At 68.6% G+C, this 17,207-nt stretch carries 16 protein-coding genes and 1 tRNA gene; 8 read left to right on the top strand and 9 right to left on the bottom strand.

Annotated elements, in window-relative coordinates; genetic code table 11:
- Positions 1-5: 5 nt before the first annotated feature.
- The 3 genes from ABIC28_RS11615 to ABIC28_RS11605 are packed head-to-tail and all read right to left on the bottom strand — an operon-like array spanning position 6 to position 3,153.
- On the bottom strand, positions 6-1,163 hold the full coding sequence (locus tag ABIC28_RS11615; protein ID WP_097212342.1) for a cystathionine gamma-synthase: 1,158 nt from the start codon (positions 1,161-1,163) through the stop codon (positions 6-8).
- Between the two features lie 21 nt (positions 1,164-1,184).
- On the bottom strand, positions 1,185-1,727 hold the full coding sequence (locus ABIC28_RS11610; RefSeq protein ID WP_143548473.1) for a hypothetical protein: 543 nt from the start codon (positions 1,725-1,727) through the stop codon (positions 1,185-1,187).
- A 43-nt stretch (positions 1,728-1,770) separates the two neighbouring features.
- Positions 1,771-3,153, bottom strand: a complete 1,383-nt coding sequence (locus ABIC28_RS11605) for a cystathionine beta-synthase (protein ID WP_097212340.1) — start codon at positions 3,151-3,153, stop codon at positions 1,771-1,773.
- 171 nt (positions 3,154-3,324) lie between these two features.
- On the opposite strand from ABIC28_RS11605, the gene ABIC28_RS11600 reads away from it, so the two are divergent.
- Positions 3,325-4,383, top strand: a complete 1,059-nt coding sequence (locus tag ABIC28_RS11600) for an SGNH/GDSL hydrolase family protein (protein WP_097212416.1) — start codon at positions 3,325-3,327, stop codon at positions 4,381-4,383.
- A gap of 64 nt (positions 4,384-4,447) precedes the next feature.
- Positions 4,448-5,665: an acetyl-CoA C-acetyltransferase gene (locus ABIC28_RS11595; protein ID WP_097212339.1), complete on the top strand. Its 1,218-nt coding sequence runs from the start codon at positions 4,448-4,450 to the stop codon at positions 5,663-5,665.
- Between the two features lie 76 nt (positions 5,666-5,741).
- On the opposite strand, the gene ABIC28_RS11590 is transcribed toward ABIC28_RS11595, so the two are convergent.
- Positions 5,742-6,611, bottom strand: a complete 870-nt coding sequence (locus tag ABIC28_RS11590; protein ID WP_269589436.1) for a type IV toxin-antitoxin system AbiEi family antitoxin — start codon at positions 6,609-6,611, stop codon at positions 5,742-5,744.
- 158 nt (positions 6,612-6,769) lie between these two features.
- Positions 6,770-7,621 carry a Bax inhibitor-1/YccA family protein gene (locus ABIC28_RS11585; protein ID WP_097212338.1) on the bottom strand — a complete coding sequence of 284 codons (852 nt, stop codon included), beginning with the start codon at positions 7,619-7,621 and terminating at the stop codon, positions 6,770-6,772.
- A 247-nt stretch (positions 7,622-7,868) separates the two neighbouring features.
- Here ABIC28_RS11585 and ABIC28_RS11580 point away from each other — a divergent pair, with 247 nt between their 5' ends.
- Positions 7,869-8,210, top strand: a complete 342-nt coding sequence (locus tag ABIC28_RS11580) for a hypothetical protein (RefSeq protein WP_097212337.1) — start codon at positions 7,869-7,871, stop codon at positions 8,208-8,210.
- A 12-nt stretch (positions 8,211-8,222) separates the two neighbouring features.
- Here ABIC28_RS11580 and ABIC28_RS11575 read toward each other — a convergent pair whose 3' ends face one another.
- Positions 8,223-9,359 carry a methyltransferase gene (locus tag ABIC28_RS11575; RefSeq protein ID WP_257017518.1) on the bottom strand — a complete coding sequence of 379 codons (1,137 nt, stop codon included), beginning with the start codon at positions 9,357-9,359 and terminating at the stop codon, positions 8,223-8,225.
- 172 nt (positions 9,360-9,531) lie between these two features.
- Here ABIC28_RS11575 and ABIC28_RS11570 point away from each other — a divergent pair, with 172 nt between their 5' ends.
- A complete protein-coding gene (locus ABIC28_RS11570) occupies positions 9,532-10,944 on the top strand; it encodes a WS/DGAT/MGAT family O-acyltransferase (protein ID WP_354578952.1) in 1,413 nt (470 codons plus the stop codon).
- A gap of 88 nt (positions 10,945-11,032) precedes the next feature.
- On the opposite strand, the gene ABIC28_RS11565 is transcribed toward ABIC28_RS11570, so the two are convergent.
- Entirely contained in the window at positions 11,033-11,755 is a 723-nt protein-coding gene (locus ABIC28_RS11565; protein ID WP_257017517.1) for a M23 family metallopeptidase, read from the bottom strand.
- 425 nt (positions 11,756-12,180) lie between these two features.
- On the opposite strand from ABIC28_RS11565, the gene ABIC28_RS11560 reads away from it, so the two are divergent.
- From ABIC28_RS11560 to ABIC28_RS11550, 3 genes are all read left to right on the top strand, one after another.
- Entirely contained in the window at positions 12,181-13,644 is a 1,464-nt protein-coding gene (locus ABIC28_RS11560) for a wax ester/triacylglycerol synthase domain-containing protein (RefSeq protein WP_354578949.1), read from the top strand.
- A 115-nt stretch (positions 13,645-13,759) separates the two neighbouring features.
- A complete protein-coding gene (locus ABIC28_RS11555; protein ID WP_143548471.1) occupies positions 13,760-14,026 on the top strand; it encodes a hypothetical protein in 267 nt (88 codons plus the stop codon).
- Positions 14,027-14,374: 348 nt separating this feature from the next.
- Entirely contained in the window at positions 14,375-14,746 is a 372-nt protein-coding gene (locus ABIC28_RS11550) for a hypothetical protein (RefSeq protein WP_097212332.1), read from the top strand.
- 10 nt (positions 14,747-14,756) lie between these two features.
- Here ABIC28_RS11550 and ABIC28_RS11545 read toward each other — a convergent pair whose 3' ends face one another.
- Positions 14,757-16,178, bottom strand: a complete 1,422-nt coding sequence (locus tag ABIC28_RS11545) for a DUF1254 domain-containing protein (RefSeq protein ID WP_179800587.1) — start codon at positions 16,176-16,178, stop codon at positions 14,757-14,759.
- Between the two features lie 297 nt (positions 16,179-16,475).
- Here ABIC28_RS11545 and ABIC28_RS11540 point away from each other — a divergent pair, with 297 nt between their 5' ends.
- Positions 16,476-16,664 (top strand): hypothetical protein, encoded by a 189-nt coding sequence (locus ABIC28_RS11540; RefSeq protein ID WP_209927271.1) that lies wholly within the window; start codon positions 16,476-16,478, stop codon positions 16,662-16,664.
- Between the two features lie 380 nt (positions 16,665-17,044).
- Here the strand turns inward: ABIC28_RS11540 and ABIC28_RS11535 are convergent.
- A tRNA-Leu gene (locus ABIC28_RS11535) sits at positions 17,045-17,118 on the bottom strand.
- Between the last annotated feature and the right edge of the window lie 89 nt (positions 17,119-17,207).

The following is a 17,207-nucleotide window of genomic DNA, read 5'->3' as shown; positions in this document are numbered from 1 at the left end:
GCTGCCTACTTCAGTGCCTGCTCCACATCGGCGATGAGGTCGGCGGCGTCCTCGATGCCGACCGAGAGCCGGACCAGGTCGTCCGGCACCTCGAGCGCGGAGCCCGCGGTCGACGCGTGGGTCATCGCGCCGGGGTGCTCGATCAGCGACTCGACACCGCCGAGGGACTCGGCGAGCGTGAAGATCTCAGTCCGCGAGCAGAAGTCGAGCGCGGCCTGCTTGCCGCCCTTGAGACGCACCGAGATCATGCCGCCGAAGCGACGCATCTGCTTGGCCGCGACCTTGTGGCCCGGGTGCGACTCGAGACCCGGGTAGATCACCTGCGAGACCGCGGCGTGGCCGGTGAGCAGGTCGACGATCTGCTCGGCGTTCTCGCTGTGCCGCTCCATCCGCAGCGCGAGGGTCTTGATGCCGCGCATGGTCAGGTACGCGTCGAACGGGCCGGGCACCGCGCCCGCGCCGTTCTGCAGGAACGCGAAGGCGGTGTCGAGTTCCTCGTCGTCGGTGATGAGCGCGCCGCCGACGACGTCGGAGTGCCCGCCGATGTACTTGGTGGTCGAATGCAGCGCGATGTCCGCACCGAGGCCGAGCGGCTGCTGCAGGTACGGCGACGCGAAGGTGTTGTCCACCACCAGCTTTGCCCCGGCCTCGTGCGCGACTCCGGCCAGCGCCTCGATGTCGCCGATGTTGAGCAGCGGGTTGGTCGGGGTCTCCACCCACACCAGCTTGGTGTTCGGGCGGATCGCGGCGCGGACCGCGTCCACATCGGACACCGCGGCCGGAGTGTGCTCGATGCCCCACTGGGTGAACACCTTGTCGATCAGCCGGAAGGTGCCGCCGTAGGCATCGTTCGGGATCACCAGGTGATCACCGGGGCGCAGGACCGAGCGCAGCAGGCAGTCCGTGGCCGCCATGCCGGACGCGAACGCGCGACCATAGGTGCCCGACTCGAGGGCGGCGAGGTTGGCCTCGAGCGGACGCCGGGTCGGGTTCCCGGTGCGCGCGTACTCGAACCCGCTCCGCATCCCGCCGACGCCGTCCTGGGCGAAGGTCGAGCTGGCGTAGATCGGCACGTTCACCGCGCCGGTCAGCGGATCCGGCTCGTACCCGGCGTGAACGGCCCTGGTGGAGAACCCCTGCTCTGCGTTGCTGTGCTCGCTCATGCCGGTAAGCCTAGCGAGCCGCTATTCGGTCAGTAATCGGGCAACCGAGACCAGCGCGTCGATGTACTCCGATTCCGTGTATCCCTGGCTGCCGTGGCTGCCGGCATCGACACTGCGACCGGCCATCGTCAGCGTGTACACGGTGTCGTTGACCTTGATCACGAGCCCACCCAGCGCGTCGGCGCGCGGCTCGTCGACCACGCCGAGGCTCGTCTTCCCCCTGGAGGCCTCGAGCATCGCCTCGGTGAACCCGTTGGCCTTGACGCTGACGAAGAGATTGCGCTGGGTCCCGGTGAAGTCCCCGTCCGCCCACAGGCAGAGCGGGTCGGTGGAGCCCGGCAGCGTGCCCTGGTTGGCCAGCGGCATGCCGGCCACCAAGCCGCCCAACGCCCCGGCCATCGTGGCGCAGTCCGGCGCTTCGCCCGCGGACAGCGCCACCGCCGCACCGCCGTCCGAACCCTCTGACTCCGCGACCGGTGTCCCACTGGTCACCGTCGAACATCCGGACACCAGCACCGCGGTCGCCGCGGCGACCATCCCCACCCGAGATCTCATCTCCCCCATGCGGGGATCCTAACGGCACCCGGGCGGGGCGGCCCGGGTCGAGCTATCCCCCGGCGCTGAGGAATCCGAGCAGGTCGTGCCGGGTGATGACGCCGACGGGCTTGCCGTCGTCGACCACCATCAGCGCGTCCGAGTCGCCGAGCGCCTTGGTCGCGGCGGTCACCGGCTCGCCCGAGCCGATCAGCGGGAACGGAGGGCTCATGTGCTTGGCGACCGGATCGGCGAGTTGCGCCCGGCCCTCGAACACCGCCGAGAGCAGGTCCCGCTCGGTGACGCTGCCCGCGACCTCGCCCGCCATCACCGGCGGCTCGGCACCGACGACCGGCATCTGCGAGACGCCGTACTCGCGCAGGATCTCGATCGCGTCGCGCAGCGTCTCCGACGGATGCGTGTGCACCAGGTCGGGCAGCTCGCCCGACTTGCCACGCAGCACGTCGCCGACGGTCGGCTCGTGGACCTTGCCGTCCAGCGGGGTGCGCAGGAAGCCGTACGAGGCCATCCACTTGTCGTTGAAGATCTTCGACAGGTAGCCGCGGCCGCCGTCGGGCAGCAGCACCACGATCACCGCGTCGGGCTCGCGCTCGGCGACCCGCAGCGCGGCCACCACGGCCATGCCGCAGGAGCCGCCGACCAGCAGGCCCTCCTCGCGGGCCAGGCGCCGCGTCATGTCGAAGGAGTCGGCATCGGAGACCGCAATGATCTCGTCGGGGACCGAGGGGTCGTAGGCGGTGGGCCAGAAGTCCTCGCCGACGCCCTCGACCAGGTACGGCCGTCCGGTGCCGCCCGAGTACACCGAGCCCTCAGGATCCGCGCCGATGACCTTGACCTTGCCGCCGGAGACCTCCTTGAGGTAGCGACCGGTGCCGGTGATCGTGCCGCCGGTGCCGACGCCCGCCACGAAGTGCGTGATCTTGCCCTCGGTGTCCCGCCAGATCTCGGGGCCCGTGGTCTCGTAGTGGCTCGCAGGCCCGCCCGGGTTGGAGTACTGGTTGGGCTTCCAGCCGCCGGGCAGCTCGCGGGCCAGGCGGTCGGAGACGTTGTAGTAGCTGTCCGGGTGCTCCGGTGCCACCGCGGTCGGGCACACCACGACCTCGGCGCCGTATGCCTTGAGGACGTTGCGCTTGTCCTCGCTGACCTTGTCCGGGCAGACGAAGACGCACTTGTAGCCGCGCTGCTGCGCGACCAGTGCCAGCCCGATGCCGGTGTTGCCCGACGTCGGCTCGACGATGGTCCCGCCGGGCTTCAGCTCGCCCGACGCCTCGGCGGCGTCGATCATCTTGACCGCGATCCGGTCCTTGGAGCTGCCGCCCGGGTTGAGGTACTCGATCTTGGCGGCCACCAGGCCCGAGCCGGGCTCGACCACCGAGTTCAGCTTGACCAGCGGAGTATTTCCGATGAGGTCGGTGACATGATCCGCGATGCGCATGCCTACATGGTCCCAGAGCGCGCGACGGGGGCAACACCAGGTCCCTTCTCGGGGGTCGCTCCGCCCGCTCCGATCTCGATGTCGGGTCCCCGAGCGCAGACCCCACGCGGCGCGGGCTTTCGCACTAGATTTGTGGCCGGTAGCACTCGCGACGAGCGGAGGGTGGATCCGGTGCCCACCAGCGGATGGAAAACGGCCGCGAAAGCAAGCGCGGCCGCGGTCGTCGCGGGGTCCTCGGCAGGCACCGCGTCGTGGGCGCTCTACAACTACCTGATGGGCCAGGCCACCGCCGCGCGCGGCGTGATCGGCCGCAACGTCGCCAAACCACCCGAGGCCGACGGCATCTACACGCCCGGGTGCGAGGCCCCCGAGCGCTGGCGCCTCGGCGCGGAGTTCGACATCCACCTGATGATCTTCGGCGACTCGACCGCGGCCGGGGTCGGCTGCGCGGTCCCGGACGAGGTGCCAGGGGTGCGGATCGCCCGCGGCCTCGCCGAGGAGACGGGCAAGCGGATCTGGTTGTCCACCAAGGCGATCGGCGGCGCCACCTCGAAGGGGCTCAAGGGTCAGGTCGATGCCATGTTCATCGCGGGCCCGCCACCGGACGCCGCGGTGATCCTGGTGGGCGCCAACGACGTCACCGCCAAGAACTCGATCCACTCGTCCGCCCGCAGGCTCGGCGACGCGGTGGCGCGGCTCCGCCAGGCCGGCGCGGTGGTGGTCGTCGGCACCTGTCCGGACCTGGGGGTGGTCACGGCGATCCCGCAGCCGCTGCGGTCGGTGGTTCGCGAGTGGGGCCACCGGCTGGCCCGCGCGCAGGCGGCGGCGGTGCTGCGGGCAGGCGGCCATCCCGTCGCCCTCGCAGACCTGCTCGCGCCGGAGTTCCTGGCCGCCCCGGACACCATGTTCTCCGCCGACCACTTCCATCCCTCCGCGGCCGGGTACGAGCTCGCGGCCCAGCAGTTGCTCCCCGTCCTCGCCAGCGCGCTCGGGGAATGGGAGGGCGGTCCGCTGCCCGAGCTGCCCGAGGTCTCCGAGGCCGCCGAGTCGCGCCGGATCTCCGCCCGGATCACCGAGGCCGCGAACCGCTTCCTGTGGCGCCGCGACACCGAGCGCCGGGCCAGCAGGGGCGAGCCGGGGGCCGATCAGGTGGCCCCGGAACCGACCTCCGGAGTGCTCAAGATCGTCGATGACCGACGGCGCCGTCAGCGCGCCGCGAGCGCCACGTAACGTCTGGGTCAAATCCACAGTGTGTGGCACCCACCATGCACCCCGATTACTGCAAGGAGTTCTCATGCCTGAGGCCGTCATTGTCTCCGCTGTACGTTCGCCCATCGGCCGGGCCGGCAAGGGTTCGCTCAAGGACATCCGTCCCGACGACCTGGCCGCCCAGATGGTGGCCGCGGCCCTCGCGAAGATCCCGGAGCTCGATCCCGCCGACATCGACGACCTGATGATGGGCTGTGGCCAGCCCGGCGGCCAGTCGGGCTACAACATCGCCAAGGTGGTCGCCACCGCGATCGGCTACGACTTCCTGCCCGGCGTCACCGTCAACCGCTACTGCTCCTCCTCGCTGCAGACCACCCGGATGGCGATGCACGCAATCCGCGCGGGCGAGGGCGACGTGTTCATCTCGGCGGGCGTCGAGTCCGTCTCGTCCTTCACCACCGGCACCGCCGACGGCTGGCCGAACACCAAGAACGCCCTGTACGCCGACGCCCAGGCGCGCACCGAGCTGGCCGCGCAGGGTGGCGTCGCGTGGAAGGACCCCCGCGAGGACGGCCTGACCCCCGACATCTACATCTCGATGGGCCAGACCGCCGAGAACGTCGCCTCGCTGACCGGCATCAGCCGTGAGGACCAGGACCGCTGGGGCGTCCGCAGCCAGAACCGCGCGGAGGAGGCCATCAACCGCGGCTTCTTCGCCAACGAGATCACCCCGGTCACCCTCGCCGACGGCACCGTCGTGTCCACCGACGACGGCCCGCGCGCAGGCACCAGCTACGACAAGATCAGCCAGCTCAAGCCGGTCTTCCGCCCCGACGGCACCGTCACCGCCGGTAACGCCTGCCCGCTCAACGACGGCGCGGCCGCGCTCGTCATCATGAGCGACACCAAGGCGAAGGCCCTCGGCCTGACCCCGCTGGCGCGCGTCGTCTCGACCGCCGCGACCGGCCTCTCCCCCGAGATCATGGGCCTCGGCCCGATCGAGGCCGTCAAGAAGGCCCTCGGCTACGCGAAGATGGCCACCTCGGACATCGACCTGTACGAGATCAACGAGGCGTTCGCGGTGCAGGTCATCGGCTCCGCCCGCGCGCTGAACCTGGACGAGGACAAGATCAACGTCTCCGGTGGCGCGATCGCCCTTGGCCACCCGTTCGGCATGACCGGTGCCCGCATCACCAACACCCTGCTCAACAACCTGCGTGAGCAGGACAAGACCTTCGGCGTCGAGACCATGTGCGTCGGCGGCGGCCAGGGCATGGCGATGGTGCTCGAGCGCCTCAGCTAGTCCTTCTGCACCACCGCGAACGGGCGGTTTCCTGAGCATCGGCCGAGAGGCCCGCCAGGAAACCGCCCGTTCGTCGTCATACCGGAGCCCCAGCCGCGCGGAGTTTGGCCCTCACCCGGCGGACCAGTTCATCCGGCCGGTTGTAGAGCAGCTCCGCACCGATCCGCACCACGGTCCAGCCCAGCGCCTCGATCCGCGCCGAGCGCTCGATGTCCCAAGCTCGCTGGCGGCGATCGGTCCAGTGGTGTTCTCCGTCGTACTCCACGAGGACCGACCACTCCCGCCAGCCCAGGTCCGCACACGCGAACCTCCATCCATCGTTCTCGACGATCGGGATCTGTGTTTCAGGCGGCGGCAGACCCGCGTCGACGATGGCCAGACGAGTATGGGTCTCGGGCGGCGACTCCGCCCCGGCGTCCACCTCGCCGAGGATCGAGCGCAACCGGACGAGTCCACGCGCCCGTGGGTGTTGCTCCGCGAGCCTTGTGACCTCGGCGGGTTTGAGTCCCGTCGCGTTGCAGAGGGCATCCAACGCGACGATCGCGGATACTCGCGACAAGCGCCTGCCCAGATCGAACCCAGCACGCGCTGCCGTGGCCACTCGAATGCCGTCGACGACGGTGATCTCGTCCGGTTCGAGTCGGCAATCGTGGACGATGAGCTTCCTCGTCGCCCGATGATGGCCCGGGCGGATCACCTCCGCAGGCTCGCTGGCGTCGATCCACCTGGACCCGTGCAGAGCAGCGGCGGAGAACCCTGTCAGGACCGCGTCGGGTCCGGCGAACAGCGATGCCGCGCGTGCGCGCAGGGCTGCGGTGATCTCCACACGCTTGCTGATGTAGACGCCCTGGTAGAGGCGCACGAAATCGTGGTAGAGCTGGTGTTCGGTGACCACCCCCGCCGCGATGGCGCTCGATCCCCGAAACGGTGCGTCGTCTGCCCCCATCGCCTCACCATGCCGCGTCGGCGAGGCACCGATCCCGGCGAACCGTCGACCTGTGGACAACCCGCGAATCGATTCCACAACGCCGAACGGGCGGTTTCCTGAACATCCGTCGAGTGACGGAGCAGGAAACCGCCCGTTCGTGGTCAGGCGTGCGGTGACTAGTCGCTGTTGAAGTAGCTCAGCAGTCGCAGGATCTCGACGTACAGCCACACCAGGGTGACGGTGAGGCCGAACGCGACGCCCCAGGCCGCCTTCTCCGGCGCCTGGGCGCGGATCAGCTGGTCGGCGGCGTCGAAATCCAGCAGGAAGCTGAACGCGGCGATGCCGATGCAGACGAGGCTGAAGACGATCGCGAGTCCGCCACCGTCACGGAGGCCGAGGCCACCCGGGGTGAAGAAGCTGGCGATCAGGTTGCCGAGCGAGAGCACCACGACACCGATCAGTGCGCCGATGATCATCCGGGTCAGCCGCGGGGTGACGCGGATGGCGCCGGTCTTGTAGACCACGAGCATGCCGAAGAACACGCCGAAGGTGCCGAGCACCGCCTGGGCGATGAGGGTGGAGCCGCCGGTGCCGCCGAACGTGATGTCGGTGAACATGAACGACAGCGCGCCAAGGAAGACGCCCTCCGCCGCGGCGTAGGCCAGCACGATCGCCGGGTTGTCCATCTTGCGGCCGAAGGTCGCGACCAGGACCAGGACCAGCCCGATGAGTCCGCCGCCGATCACGAACGGCGCCGCGAGGTCGACGTTCGAGTTGACGAGCACGTAGGAGATGATCGCCGCGACCGTCAGCACACCGAGCGTGATGCCCGTCTTGGTGACGACGTCGTCGATGGTCATGGCCCGCTGAGCAGGACCTGTCGTGTACGGCTCAGCCTGCGTGTACTGGGGCTGACCGAACTGCTGTGTCATCTGCCCCGCGCCTGCCGCGGCAGAACCGAACGAGGCGTATCCGCTGCCCTCCTGCTTGGGGAGGTTGCGGAACACCGGGTTACTGGTGGTGCGCACCGTGCGTGTCCCTTCTATAGGTGGATCCCTGGGGATCCTGCCGTGCCGCTGTGGCCCGACCGCGACGGGAAATCCCGTTCTGTTGGTAAAACGTCTCACATGTGACCGTAAGTTCCCAGCGCTTCGAACTTAAACAAGTCGCCAGCCGGAACAGTGGGGACTCTACCGGGCGCGGATCGCGCCCGCCCCGCACGAAAACGAGGTTCACCTGGCACGACATTGCACCCAAGGGTGGCATTATTGACTCATGAGCACCGAGGACGGCCCGGGCCAGACCCTCAACGCCAGCGAGTCGCTCGACTCGGACGAGGTCCGCAACGACGACGGCGATGATGTCGTCGACGCCCCCGATCACTGGAGCGAGGCCGATCGCTTCGGGACCACCGCGGCGGAGGCCGCCGCGGGCGAGACCCTCGACGAGCGGCTCGCCGAGGAAGAGCCCGACACCCCGCTCGACGACGACGGTCAGCAGCCGGGCGATCCCGAGTCCGTCGAGGCGGAGGTGGTCGACGGCGTCATCATCGAGGACCTCGGCATCACCCGCGACCAGTTCGACGGCGACCCGATCGGCGGCGGGCCCGTCAAGTAGCGGGCCGAGCCGTCACACGCCCTTGACCGACCGGGCGACGGTGAACTTCGGGTTCCGTCCGATCAGTTCGGTGGGGCCGACCGACTTCCTGAGCGCACCGCGGTATCCCAGGTGTGAGTTGTAGACGGTCCACAGCTCACCACCCTCGCGCAGCACCCGGCCCGCGCCGCGGAACATCGACAGCGCCGCCCCGGTATGGACGGCCGCACCCACGTGGAACGGCGGATTGCAGACGATCAGGTCGGCGGTGGCGTCGCCGAGGGTGGACATCACGTCGTCTCGCAGCGCGGTCACCCGGTCGCCGACCCCGTTCGCGTGCGCGGTCGCCGCCGTCGACGCGACAGCCGCGGCGGACTGATCGGTCGCGATCACCCGCAGGTCGGCACGGGAACGAGCCAAGGCCACGGCGAGAATCCCTGTGCCACAACCGAGGTCGACCGCCGATCGCGCATCCGGGTTCATCCGGGGCAGGTAGTCGAGCAGGAACCGGGTTCCGATGTCGAGCTTGGTGCCCGCGAAGGCGGCCCCGTGCGCGACCACCTCCATGTCGAGCTCGGCCAGGTGCTCGCGCAGCGGGTAGGTCGGCTCGGCGGGCGGATCGAGCGGGCCGCGGGCGACGAGCACCCGGGACTTCTGCCTGCCACGGGTGGCATGCACGTCGCCGAAGCTGCGGGCGAGCACCTCGTTCATCGCGGGGGTGATGTGCTTGTCGCGGCCGCCCGCGTAGATCACCACCTCCGGATCGGCATGCCGGGCGACGGCCTCGGCGATCTCGGCGAGGGCGGCCAGGCTGCGCGGCAGCTGGACCAGCACCACCCGCGCCCCCGAGAGCAGGGACTCGTCCAGCCCGCAGGACCGGTAGGCCTCGCTCAGTCCGGCTCGCGCGGCGTTGTGTGACAGCGCGAGCTCGCCGGTGATCGGGTCCTGGTGAACCCGGACGTCGGTGACGCCGAAGCCCGCGATCGTCCCAAGGGTGAGGGCGCCGTAGTGGTCGCCGATCACCGCCACCGTCCCGCTCGCCGCGCCCAGCAGCGACGGGCCCGCCTCGTCGAGGATCAGCCGATCCGCGCCGTCGACGGCGAACAGGTTCGGCGCCTCCACGTCGGGGAACCGACGCAGTCGGGACAGGACTTCTTCGGGGACCGGCACCGCTCGATTGTTCCAGGTCCCGGCCCCGACATGGACGAGCGACCACCAGGGCCGTCCGTCCCATGACTGGACAAGTGACAAGTAGCGGGGCGATTCACGAACGGGTACAACAAATTCGACAGAAATCCACAATCCGACCGGGGCAGCGGTCGAGAACCCAGGAGGGCCGCCCATGCCGCTGTCTATGTCTCCCGCCGACTCGATGTGGCTGCTGGCAGAATCGCGCGAACACCCCATGCACGTCGGCGGGCTGCAGCTTTTCGAGCCGCGGGAGGGCGCCACCGCTTCCGATGTCCGCGCGGCATTCGATGCCGCTCTCGCGAAGGACACTGCGGCACAAAGGTTCCGCCAGAAGCCGACGCGCTCGTGGTCCTCATTCGGACAGTGGGCCTGGGAGGAGGACAGCGGGTTCGACCTCGGGTATCACGTGCGCCACGACGCCCTGCCGCAACCCGGCGGCATGCGTGAACTACTCGACCTGTGCTCACAACTGCACTCGGCGCCCCTGGACCGTCACCGTCCACTGTGGGAGATGCACCTGATCGAGGGCATGAACGACGGCCGATTCGCGGTGTACACGAAGTTTCACCACGCGTTCGCCGACGGGGTCTCGGCGATGAGACTGCTGGCGCAGTCACTGAGCGAGGACCCGACGGACCGGGCGATGCCCGCCGTCTGGGACATGAAGGACCCGGAGCCGGCGCGCCCCGCATCGGAGGAACCGTCCGTCGAGACCGGCGACGGTGGCGGCGTCCTCGGACTGCCCGCCGCCGCCGTCCGCGGGGCCGCGTCACTGCTGGGAGGGGCGGCCGGGCTCGGCTCGGCGCTGGCGGGCACCGTGGTCCGCGCGCTCCGCGAGCAGGGCGGCTCCCTGTCCTTTGCGGCCCCGAACACCATCCTCAACGTGCCCATCGCCGGGGCACGGCGCTACGCTGCCAGGTCCTGGCCGATCGAGCGACTCCGCCTGATCGCCAAGGCGTCCGACGCCACCGTCAACGACGTGGTGCTCGCGATGTGCTCCGGTGGCCTGCGCACGTATCTGCAGTCGCAGGAGGCCCTGCCCGAGGTCCCGCTGATCGCCGCCGTGCCGGTGTCGCTGCGCGGCGGCCCCGACGAAAGCCAGGCGGGCAACTCGTTCGGCGTGCTGATGTGCAACCTCGCGACCCACTCCGCCGACGCGGCGCAGCGGCTCGAGACCGTGCGAACGTCGATGCTCGAGGGCAAGGAGTCGATGATCGGCATGAGTTCGTCGCAGATCCTCGCGGTGAGCGCGGCCGGAATGGTGCCTGCGGCGCTGCACGTGGTCGCGGGCAGCAGTGGGGCGGTCCGCCCGCCGTTCAACGTCGTGATCTCCAACGTTCCCGGCCCCCGCACACCGCTGTACTGGAACGGGGCCCGGCTCGACGGGCTGTATCCGATCGCGTTCCCGCAGGAGGGACAGGCCCTGAACATCACCTGCACCAGTTCCGACGACGCGATCGCGTTCGGGCTGACCGGCTGCAGGCGGGCATTGCCGGACCTCGAGGCGATCCTGGGCCACCTCGACACCGAGCTAGAGGCACTCGAGACGGCCGTCGGCATCTGAGACGCCGAACGCGCGGGGCGTGAGCATCGCCGTCTTCCGACAGCGTGCCCACGCCCCGCGCGTGGGGGTCTGAAGCCTGGTCCGGCGCCTAGGCGGCCGGGGCGCTGCCCCAGGTCACCGCGACACCGTTGGCCGCCAGCCACTCGCTCGGGTCCAGCTGGGCACCGTTCGCGTCCCACACCTCGAAGTGCAGGTGCGGTCCGGTGGACTGGCCGCGGTTGCCGACGGTCGCGATCTGCTGACCGGCCTCGACACGCTGGCCGACGTTGACGGTGTACTCGTTGACGTGTCCGTAGACGGTGACGGTGCCGTCGTCGTGACGCACGCGGACCCACAGCCCGAAGCCGGAGGCCGGGCCCGCGGAGATGATCTCACCGTTGGCAGCGGACATGATCGGGGTGCCGAGGTTGGCGCCGATGTCGATGCCGCCGTGATGCGAGCCCCAGCGAGCGCCGTAGCCGGAGGTCATGTGGCCGTTGACGGGCTGCACGGTGCGCGCCTTGAGCGGTGCGACAGACCCGCCCGGGTTGAGCGCGCGCAGCTGGTCGTTGACCCACTGCTGCGCGCCGGTGATCTCGGGCAGCGGCGCCGGTGCGGCGGGTGCTCCCTGGGGCAGCAGTTCCTGCGGAAGCTGGAAGGGCACGGCGGCGAAGGCCTGGTGATCGATCGGCGCAGCGGTCGCGGTGGCGGATCCGAGCTGCATGCCGCCGACCAGGATCGCGCCGGTCGCGACGGCGACGGTTGCACCCTTCAGGCGACGGGCGGTGGTGATCGAGCTGGAACGATTGAACGTCCTGCGGAGAGTTCCCACAGTCTTTACCTCATCTTCGTTGGCTTCTTGGTCGCACCTTTTGGGCCGTGCAACCTCGGACCCCCACAACGAAGGTAACGAAACGATATCGATACGTCCACCGTGATCGAATCTTTATCTAAATACGATCTTGGTCGACTGAACCCCGGCCGGGACGCCGTGCCGGGCACCCTGTCCGCCCGGTGCGACGCGCCGCCCCACCTGCGACAAGTCCCTACTGCGATCCGGAGGACCGTCAAAAATGTGAGGTCAGGCGCGAAAATCCGAGCGAGACAGATTCAGTAACGACGAGATAACAAACCGGCCGGTTTTGCGTCGATCACGGAACCGACCCGCGCGAGACCCGACGGTTTCGAGCTCCCACAGGCGCCGAAAAACTAGTGGCCGACGTCACGCACCCAAGTCGGCCGATTGGAGTCGCGGGGGTGCTAACGACAGCAACCGCCGAGCTGGACGGTACGTTCACCTGGGAATGGCGCTTCGGCCCTCGGGGGACATTGATGATGCAGGTCGATCCGCGCGACGCCGTGTTCGTGTACGTCGAGACACCGTCGGCCAATCAGACCTCCGTCTCGACATTTGCCTTCGACTCGGGTGAGCACCCCGAACCAGGCCGGGACGAGCTGCTGCGGTGGATCACGGAACGGGCCGACCGAATCGGCATCCTGCGCCAGCGCATGATCCGGATCCCCTTCGACCTCGACCACCCGTACTGGGCCGAGGACCCCGCGTTCGCGGCCGAGGACCACGTCGTCTTCCACGACGGGCGAGGCTGGGAGGAACTGCGGACGCTGCTGGCGGACATCCAGCGGCGGCCACTGAACCCCTCGCGACCCCTGTGGGAGATCCACATCGTCACCGGGGTCGCCGGGGTCGCCGAGATCCCGGGGGACGCCACCGTGGTGGCCATCAAGATGCACCATTCGATGGCGGACGGCGGCCTCGGCGCCAAGATCTCCCGGCAGCTGTTCACCGAGAACCTGCCGACCGATGAGCGCCCGGCCGCGGCGGCTGCGATTCCTTCCCGGTTCTCGATGGCCGCCGCCGCGGTTTCCTCTCTACCCCGAAACCTCTGCCTACTCGCAGGCCTTGTGCCCCGGGCGCGACGGGTCCAGCGACTGATGCGGGCGGAGCGTGCGCAGGGGATGTACGAGGTTCCCGCCGCGCTGCGCCCGCGCACCGTGCTGAATCAACCCCTCGGCCCGGAGCGCGTCTTCGACGCCGTGTTCTTCTCGGTCCCCGAGCTGCGGGCGATGCGGAGCGCGATCGGCGGTGTGACCGTCAACGACCTGATGCTCACGATCGTCGGCTCGACCATGCACAGATATCTGTGCGAGGTCGGCACCGCGCCGGAAGGATCGTTGGCTGCCGGGGTCCCGCTCTCGACCCGCAACGCCGCCGAGGCGACCTCCCGGAACCGGTTCGTCACCCTCGCCGTGGACCTGCACACCGACCTCCCCGACCTCGTCGAGCGCGCCCGGGCGATCCATCGCTCGGTGTTGATGGACACGGTGCGCAAGACCGGCCCCGGCGAGACGCAGTTCGACGCGCTCGCCAATTCGATCCCGGGATTCGTGGTGCGGAACGGTCTCCGCGTCCTCGGCGCGCTCCCCACCCGGCAGTCGTCGACCATCCGGCTCGCCAACACCCTGGTCACCAACGTGCCCAAGGGCCCAGCCGACATGGTGCTCTGCGGATCCACCGTCGCCGCGAACTTCGGGGTGGCCCCGCTCGTAGGCCTCGGCGGCGTGGTGCATTCGATCAGCTCGGTGGGTGATTCGCTGGCGGTCAACATCACCGCAGACCCGCGGCAGCTGCGCGACGACGGTCGCTACGTCGAGTTGCTGCGCGAATCCTTCGAGGACCTGAAGGCCGCCATCTACCCGTGAACCGGCCGCCGACGGACCTCTCAACCGGACGCGTCGAACCCGGTGGAGGTCGGCCGAATCTCGCTCTGAAGTGCGACGCTTGCCAGCTTCTGCTCGCGTCGCCACAATGGCCGCGGTGCGCGCAAGAATCGCTGACCCCGCCTATCAGTGGGCAGCCCTCGAGTCCTGGATCCTCGACTGGGAAGTATCGGTGGACCCCGATGCGGTCGTGCTCGGGAAGTGGGAGGTCGGCCTAGCCGCGTCGGCGACCCGTATCGACAAAGGCGTGGTGTGGTGCCCGCGCAGGGGCGTCGTGATCACTCCCACCGGGTACTCGGACAAACGGGTCACCGATCTGCTGCGCCAGTCCACTGCCGCCTTCGCCGGCATCGACGAGTCCTGAGCCGACACCCTCCGGGCGACGGGCCTTCTTTGTGCCAACTCACGTAGCGCGAGAACGTGTTTCACCTCGGTGGAAACCAAGCGTTCCATTGGTGGCCAACACGTGTGACGTGGCATACCTTTGGCTCCGCCGCCTCAACCGAGGCACGCCAACGAGGGAGAACCGTCGCCAATGGCATCGCACGCAGCACCCCGCATCAGGTCGGCCGCAATTCGAGCCGCGGCAGCGGCCGCCCTCGCTACCGGCTTGGTGGCCGCCGCCCTCAAGAGGTACGGCCTCCCCGCCATGCGCTGATTTCCACAGCGGTTGTCCACAGCCAGCCCGATGCGACGCCGATACGATCGAACCGTGCTCGGGATACCCATGGCGGTGGCCCGATTCAACTACCGGTTCGCGCGCCTTCCGTTTCAGCTGGTCGAGGACATCGGCGCAACAAGGCTCGACGAAGGCGCGGCGGTGAGACTGGGGTACGAGCGAATGCTCATCTATTGCGACCGTGCCGCCGCGTATCTACTGCATGACGAGTCCGCCGCCATGCGGGCCCGCGATCTGCGCGAACAAACGAACCCGGCCAGGATCGCCCTGGAGCTCGAGAAACGTCAGGCCGAGCAGCGGGAGCAGGGCGAGGACGTGGACGAGGTGCAGCTCCTCCGCGGGCACCGCGCCAAGTTCCTACACCGCCACCAGGCCTACCGAGGCGAGACGCCACCGAGCTCCTGACGGGCGATCCTCAGCTTGCTTCTTCGATCTCGCCGGGCTGCCAGGCCTTGTCGAACCACGGCTGTAGGGGGCCGTAGAGTCGAAGGATCGGCCACCAGCTCTTGCCGGGGACGGTTCGGATCCAGTTCGCTTCCTTGCCCGCAGGCGCGGTCGGCCCGAACCACAGCACGATCGACCCGTCGTTCTCCTCCTGCACGGTGCCGCTGAGGCTCATCACGCTCGGGTGGGGGTTGTCCGTCTGGAGGAGCGACCGCGTCTGGGTGTCATAAACGTCGACCGACCAGAAGTTCTTTGCCGGCGGGTTCGGTGGCAACACGAGGCGGTAGGTCTTGGCGCCGTCGAGCAGGCGCCCCTGCGAGTCCTCGGCGGTGTAGGTGTATGCGGAACCGGCGCCGACCTGCGCGTGGGCCATCGCCGGCGTGATGACGGTGGCGACGTAGTGAAACAGGGTGCGGGCGTCGAGCAGGCGCGCATGCTCGTGCAGGAATTCGTAACTGCCGCCGACGAACCCGTCCTTCCAGGACGCGCCTTCGAAGGTGAAGTTCTCCGTGCCGCGCGGGAAGTACGCGAGCGCCCGGCTGATGCCCGCGGCGGTCTTCGCCGCCGAGTCGAGGATTTTCTTCAGCCGGTCGTCCGGTTCAAACGGTCGTCCGTGCTTGATGCCGATCCCGGCGAGCTGCCCCGCCCGCTCGGGGTCGAGCGAGCCGGGCGGCTCCTCCTGGATCAGTTCGTCGACCTCGCCGAAGAAGGAGATGTCGTTCGAGTGGACGGTGTTGAACACTTCGTCCGCAATGTTGACGAACGTCATCTCGGGCGGATTGGCCGACTCGGAGAGCCGGTAGACACGGGACTGCTTGACCGCCTCGATCCCGTCGAGTGCGCGGAAGACCACCCAGTTGGTGAAAGTAGGTGTGCGACAGACGAAGTAGCCTTCAGGCTCGTCGCCGGTGTAGCCGGGCGGGAGGAACAGGTACTTTCCGCCCTGCCCCTTGTCCGGTCCGGCGATGCCCATGTCCGTCACGTATCGGAACCAGAAGTCGTCGACGACGCACAGGGAGTTCGTCGGCGGCTCGATGACCACCGGCCCGTCGTGCAGGTCGATGAACATCGTCCCGTACGCGGTCGAGGTGTTCGGGGTCAGGAAGTAGCTCCCCGAGTTGGCCCGGGGGTCGGTGACGCCGAGGACGTTGAGCCCGTCGATCCCGATACTGCGGAATCCGCGCCTCATCGCCACCAGAGACGCTCCTGGCACGGCATTGAGGAAGGCGTCGATGCCTCGGACGAAGTCCAGTCCGTCGTACAGCTTGCGGGTCGACTCGGGTAGCGGTACGCCGTCGAAGAACTCGAATGCGCCGAGCGGTGTCTCCACGCGGTCCGGGACACCGATCCCGGCCAACGCTGCAGTCAGTTCAACGGATCCGGAACCATCCATGCCGTTTCTCTCCTCTATTCGAGTGATCGAGGAGTTCAGATTTTCTCGGATGTGCCACCGACACCTCATCCGGCATGGGTGAAACCCGGATGGGAGGCCCATCTGCCAATCTGGAGAACCGTCCAGTTTTGTACGCGCGAGTAACGACTTGCTCCGTCTACGGTGAGTTCGCGCCACCATCCCTCGATGAGTGGCGTAGGCCCCGTCGACAAAGCCCCCTGCGTCGGCGGGGCCGCCTGTTCATCCCGCCAGAACTCCCATCGCTGACGGGCGCACGCAGTCCCGAGGAGAAGGCGCATGAAGATTCCGGTGTGGATCGGCACACCCGTGGTGCTGGCATTGGCGACGACTGACGCAGTCTTGGACCTCCAGACCCGCGCCGTTGGCGCGTTGACGCGAGCCGTGATGCGCCGAATGTTCATCGGCATCCCCATCGAAGCGCCCCGCCCGACGGGCGAGAAGGACGACATCCGCCGGTCGGCGTAGCGCCGCACGGGCAAGCTCGATCAGTCCGCCCAGGACAACGTCAGCCTTCTGTCTACGGCCGGGATAGGCATCGGCGATGCCGTTTCTCAGTCATTCCTGCTTGAGCTCAGGGTGACGCCGGAGCAGTTCGCTCTCGACTCGGCGCAGCGAGGAGATCTCTGCGTTCACCTCGTCAAGCTGTCGCCTCGATCGGTCCAGGAGAGCCTCGAGTTCGCGGACTCTGAGCAGGAGCTCCTCCCGCTCAACCAGGAGGCGAGCAACTCGTTTCGCAGCAGGGTTACTGCTCATCTGCCCATGATAGGGCGAGGCAATCTCGTTGTGATCGGGTAGCGGCGCGAGGCGGTGGGCGCCCGGATCCTGCCGGGAAACACCCAGACCAGTGCCCCCAGTCGGACTCGAACCGACACTCGGCGGATTTTAAGTCCGCTGCCTCTGCCAATTGGGCTATGGGGGCCGCGGCGCCGACATCGCGACAGCCGCTACCGGTCCGACCGCGGAAACGGTCGAACTGGACACGTGGATGCTAGCTTGCCCGCGGCGACG

Source organism: Rhodococcus sp. PvR044 (assembly GCF_040548995.1).
Taxonomy (GTDB): Bacteria; Actinomycetota; Actinomycetes; order Mycobacteriales; family Mycobacteriaceae; genus Rhodococcus_G; species Rhodococcus_G oryzae.
The sequence above is the reverse complement of the archived record's forward strand: the minus strand, read 5'-3'. Positions and strand labels throughout refer to the sequence as shown.